The organism is Campylobacter sp. CNRCH_2016_3089 (genome assembly GCF_025772505.1).
In the GTDB taxonomy this organism is placed as follows: Bacteria; Campylobacterota; Campylobacteria; order Campylobacterales; family Campylobacteraceae; genus Campylobacter_D; species Campylobacter_D lari_D.
In genome coordinates this window covers 1-5838 of the sequence record NZ_JAKMSF010000021.1, presented here as the reverse complement: position 1 = coordinate 5838, position 5838 = coordinate 1, and the positions used below count along the sequence as shown (strand labels likewise).

The window sequence follows — 5838 nt, the reverse complement described above, 5'->3', positions numbered from 1 at the left end:
AATAACTAAAATAACTAAAATAACTAAAATAACTAAAATAACTAAAATAACTAATAATAAAAATAAATATAGGATTATATATAAAGTAAGAATAATAAGAATTAACAAGTCCGCAATGAGCTACTTTCCCCCTGCCAGTAAGGCGTAGTATCATCACCCACGATGTGCTTAGCTTCTTGGTTCGGGATGGAGCAAGGCGTCTCCACATCTGTATAATCACGGACATTGTTATTTAAATATTCTATTTAATATAGCATAATAAAAACAATCAATAAGATTTAGATATAAAAATTATTTTTATTTTAACTTTCATCTTATTCTTAAGTTTAGATGTTTTATTGAACTAAATACTTTATTGTTTTATTTTAGAATACTTAAAAAACAATGTTAAGAGCAAGTTCTAATATAAACTTTACTTATAAGATTTTATAAACTTAAGAATGTAATTTTTATATAAATATTTCATATAAAAACACCCAAAGCTTTATCAAAAACCTTAACAAGGAAGTGATGCTTAAATAAGATAAGCCAAACGCTCTATTAGTACTGGTCAGCTAAAGGACTTTCATCCATTACACACCCAGCCTATCAAACTAGTAGTCTTCTAGAGAGCTTAGAGAAGATTCATCTTAGAGTTGGCTTCACGCTTAGATGCTTTCAGCGTTTATCCGTTCCAAACTTAGCTACGCTGCGATGCTCTTGGCAGAACAACAGCTACACCAGTGGTTTGTTCAACCCGGTCCTCTCGTACTAGGGTCAAATCTCTTCAATCTTCTTACGCCCACGGCAGATAGGGACCGAACTGTCTCACGACGTTCTGAACCCAGCTCGCGTACCGCTTTAAATGGCGAACAGCCATACCCTTGGGACCTGCTCCAGCCCCAGGATGCGATGAGCCGACATCGAGGTGCCAAACCTCCCCGTCGATGTGAGCTCTTGGGGGAGATCAGCCTGTTATCCCCGGGGTACCTTTTATCCTTTGAGCGATGGCCCTTCCACACAGAACCACCGGATCACTAAGACCGACTTTCGTCTCTGCTTGACTTGTATGTCTTGCAGTTAAGCTGGCTTATACCTTTATACTCTACGAACGATTTCCAACCGTTCTGAGCCAACCTTTGTAAGCCTCCGTTATTATTTGGGAGGCGACCGCCCCAGTCAAACTACCCACCAGACATTGTCCCACTTGAGGATAACTCAAGCTGGTTAGCTACCCAAATAAGAAAGAGTGGTATCTCAACAACGGCTCATATACAACTGGCGTCATATACTCAAAGCCTCCCACCTATCCTGCACATTCTTATCCAAATAGCAGTGTCAAGCTGTAGTAAAGGTCCACGGGGTCTTTCCGTCTTGCCGCGGGTAGGAGGAATTTTCACCTCCACTACAATTTCACTGGATCCCTCTTTGAGACAGCTCCCATCTCGTTACGCCATTCATGCAGGTCGGTATTTAACCGACAAGGAATTTCGCTACCTTAGGACCGTTATAGTTACGGCCGCCGTTTACTCGGGCTTCGATCAAGAGCTTCGCTAATGCTAACCCCATCAATTAACCTTCGAGCACCGGGCAGGCGTCACACCCTATACATCCTCTTACGAGTTAGCAGAGTGCTGTGTTTTTGGTAAACAGTCGGGAGGGACTCTTTGTTGTAAGTTTCTTCGCTTTCGGAGTAAATCCTAATACGAAGCGAACCACACCTTATACCGAAGATACGGTGCTATTTTGCAGAGTTCCTTAAAGAGAGTTCTTCCACGCGCCTTAGAATACTCATCCCACCCACCTGTGTCGGTTTACGGTACGGGCAACATTAGCTAAACTTAGAAACTTTTCTTGGCTCGACGGCATCAGCAATTCTCCTCGCTGTCCGAAGACTTTGAAGAGCCTTTCAGTTCTCGGAGTATTGTTATACGGATTTGCCTATATAACCTCCTACGACCTTAGACTAGCACTTCCATCCGCTAGCTTGCTTAGCCCTAAGCGTCCTTCCATCGCACACTAATGTTGGTATTGGAATATTAACCAATTTGCCATCGTCTACCCCTTTCGGACTCGACTTAGGACCCGACTAACCCTACGATGACGAGCATCGCGTAGGAAACCTTGGGTTTACGGCGTTAATGATTCTCACATTAATTATCGCTACTCATGCCTGCATGCTCACTTCTATTCGCTCCAGCACTCCTTACCGGTATACCTTCGGCGCAAATAGAACGCTCTCCTACCACTTGATAAAATCAAGTCTACAGCTTCGGTACTTACTTTAGCCCCGTTATATTTTCCGCGCAAAATCACTAGACCAGTGAGCTATTACGCTTTCTTTAAAGGATGGCTGCTTCTAAGCCAACCTCCTGGTTGTTTAAGTAACTTCACATCGTTTTCCACTTAAGTAAGATTTAGGGACCTTAGCTGGTAGTCTGGGTTGTTTCCCTCTTGACGACGGATTTTATCACTCGCCGCCTGACTGCTGTGATTACATATAAGGTATTCGGAGTTTGATAGGGTTTGGTACATTGGTGTATGCCCTAGCCCATTCAGTGCTCTACCCCCTTATACTACGACACAACGCTATACCTAAATATATTTCGGAGAGAACCAGCTATCACGAAGTTTGATTGGCCTTTCACCCCTATCCACAAGTCATCCGGGGGCTTTTCAACGCCTATCGGTTCAGTCCTCCACTAGTTCTTACACTAGCTTCAACTTGCTCATGGATAGATCACTTCGTTTCGGGTCTGCAGCATCTGACTTAAGCGCCCTATTCAGACTCGCTTTCGCTACGGCTTCGCGTGTGCTTAACCTTGCCAGACACCACAACTCGCAGGCTCATTATGCAAAAGGCAGTCCATCACACTGTATTGCTACATAGTGCTCTGAATGATTGTAAGCAAATGGTTTCAGGTTCTATTTCACTCTGATCACCTCAGTTCTTTTCACCTTTCCCTCACGGTACTTGTGCACTATCGGTCTGGTAGTAGTATTTAGGGTTGGATCGTGGTCGACCCAGCTTCAGACAGGATTCCTCGTGTCCCGCCCTACTCAGGATACTGCTAGCTAAGGTTTGGTTTTCGTATACGGGACTATCACCCTCTATGGCTACACTTTCCAGAGTGTTCTACTAACCTTACCTATTGCACATTGCAGTCCTACAACCCCCAGTGCAAGCACTGGGTTTGCCCTCTTGCGCTTTCGCTCGCCGCTACTGACGCAATCTCTATTGATTTCTTTTCCTGTAGGTACTAAGATGTTTCAATTCCCTACGTTCGCTCCATTATGGTAGTATATATCTCTATATACTGGGTTGCCCCATTCGGAAATCTACGGATCAAAGCTTCTTGACAGCTCCCCGTAGCTTATCGCAGTCTAGTACGTCCTTCATCGCCTTTACCAGCCAAGGCATCCACCATTCGCTCTTAATAGCTTACCTTTTAAATTCATTCTAAAACGCATCACTTCCTTGTTAAAGTTTTTATGATAAGACTTTACTATCTTAAGACGGAAAGCATTTAAACACTTAATAAAACTAAAAATATTAGTCTAACTAAGTTGTGAGTTTAAAACTTGTCTTTAACTAAAAGCTAAAGAAAAGATAGTTAGGTTTTATCCTTTAACAAGTCCTGTAAAATTGTTTTTATTAAAACTTGCTTGTGACTCTTAACAATGATAATTCAAATAACATTAAATAATTAATCTAATATATAAAATATTCTATTATTTATTTAGCTTAGGTCTTAAAACCTAAAGGAAGTATATATAAAGAGTTTAAATAATTTAAAAACATAAGCAATAAAGTATTTTACTTTATTTACTGCTTTATTATTAGCTATATACTTGCTTTAAGTTTTAAAACTTTATTATATGATTGATAAACAAATCTTTTTTATGGTGGGCCTAACAAGACTTGAACTTGTGACCTCACCCTTATCAGGGGTGCACTCTAACCAGCTGAGCTATAGGCCCTTAATAAATGGTGGAGAATAGCGGGATCGAACCGCTGACCTCCTGCGTGCAAAGCAGGCGCTCTCCCAGCTGAGCTAATTCCCCAAAATTAGCTTTTCATCAATCTTTGAAATCTAAACAAGGATGATTGAGTCTATATATGAACTGATAGTTGTGAGACTTATCAGTTTGTACTCTAGAAAGGAGGTGATCCAACCGCAGGTTCTCCTACGGTTACCTTGTTACGACTTCACCCCAGTCGCTGATTCCACTGTGGACGGTAACTAGTTTAGTATTCCGGCTTCGAGTGAAATCAACTCCCATGGTGTGACGGGCGGTGAGTACAAGACCCGGGAACGTATTCACCGTAGCATGGCTGATCTACGATTACTAGCGATTCCGGCTTCATGCTCTCGAGTTGCAGAGAACAATCCGAACTGGGACATATTTTATAGATTTGCTCCACCTCGCGGTATTGCGTCTCATTGTATATGCCATTGTAGCACGTGTGTCGCCCTGGGCATAAGGGCCATGATGACTTGACGTCGTCCACACCTTCCTCCTCCTTACGAAGGCAGTCTATTTAGAGTGCTCGGCCGAACCGTTAGCAACTAAATACGTGGGTTGCGCTCGTTGCGGGACTTAACCCAACATCTCACGACACGAGCTGACGACAGCCGTGCAGCACCTGTCTCTAAGTTCTAGCAAGCTAGCACCCTCTTATCTCTAAGAGGTTCTTAGGATATCAAGCCCAGGTAAGGTTCTTCGCGTATCTTCGAATTAAACCACATGCTCCACCGCTTGTGCGGGTCCCCGTCTATTCCTTTGAGTTTTAATCTTGCGACCGTACTCCCCAGGCGGTACACTTAATGCGTTAGCTGCATTACTGAGATGACTAGCACCCCAACAACTAGTGTACATCGTTTAGGGCGTGGACTACCAGGGTATCTAATCCTGTTTGCTCCCCACGCTTTCGCGCCTTAGCGTCAGTTAAGTTCCAGCAGATCGCCTTCGCAATGGGTATTCTTGGTGATATCTACGGATTTTACCCCTACACCACCAATTCCATCTGCCTCTCCCTCACTCTAGACTACCAGTTTCCCAAGCAGTTCAACGGTTAAGCCGTTGGATTTCACAAGAGACTTGATAATCCGCCTACGCGCCCTTTACGCCCAGTGATTCCGAGTAACGCTTGCACCCTCCGTATTACCGCGGCTGCTGGCACGGAGTTAGCCGGTGCTTATTCCTTAGGTACCGTCAGAATTCTTCCCTAAGAAAAGGAGTTTACGCTCCGAAAAGTGTCATCCTCCACGCGGCGTTGCTGCGTCAGGGTTTCCCCCATTGCGCAATATTCCCTACTGCTGCCTCCCGTAGGAGTCTGGACCGTGTCTCAGTTCCAGTGTGACTGATCATCCTCTCAGACCAGTTAAGCGTCATAGCCTTGGTGAGCCATTACCTCACCAACTAGCTGATACTATATAGTCTCATCCTACACCGAAAAACTTTCCCTACTCAACTTATGTTAAGCAGGAGTATAGAGTATTAGCAGTCGTTTCCAACTGTTGTCCTCTTGTGTAGGGCAGATTAACTATACCTTACTCACCCGTGCGCCACTAATCCACTTCTAGCAAGCTAAAAGCTTCATCGTTCGACTTGCATGTATTAGGCACGCCGCCAGCGTTCACTCTGAGCCAGGATCAAACTCTCCATAAAAAATATAGATAGTTTAATCTTTTTCTTCAAAGAAAAAGTATTTTAAAGATTAATAAAATAATCTTTAATTATTAATTGATAGATTTACATTATTAAGGTAAATCTCTGGCTCAATCGATCACTTATTTAGATTTCAAAGATTGACTATAAGATTTGATTAACAATATTAATAATTTAAAGAACAAA

The 5838-nt window shown here is 42.9% G+C and carries 2 tRNA genes and 3 rRNA genes; all 5 read right to left on the bottom strand.

The window, feature by feature from the left end:
- Positions 1–107 precede the first annotated feature (107 nt).
- Positions 108–224 (bottom strand): 5S ribosomal RNA (gene rrf, locus L8W69_RS08895).
- A gap of 295 nt (positions 225–519) precedes the next feature.
- Positions 520–3427 (bottom strand): 23S ribosomal RNA (locus L8W69_RS08890).
- Between the two features lie 456 nt (positions 3428–3883).
- Positions 3884–3960, bottom strand: a tRNA-Ile gene (locus L8W69_RS08885).
- 8 nt (positions 3961–3968) lie between these two features.
- A tRNA-Ala gene (locus L8W69_RS08880) sits at positions 3969–4044 on the bottom strand.
- A gap of 95 nt (positions 4045–4139) precedes the next feature.
- Positions 4140–5652, bottom strand: a 16S ribosomal RNA gene (locus L8W69_RS08875).
- Together the 16S, 23S and 5S rRNA genes with 2 tRNA genes alongside form the textbook arrangement of a ribosomal RNA operon.
- Positions 5653–5838: the final 186 nt, after the last annotated feature.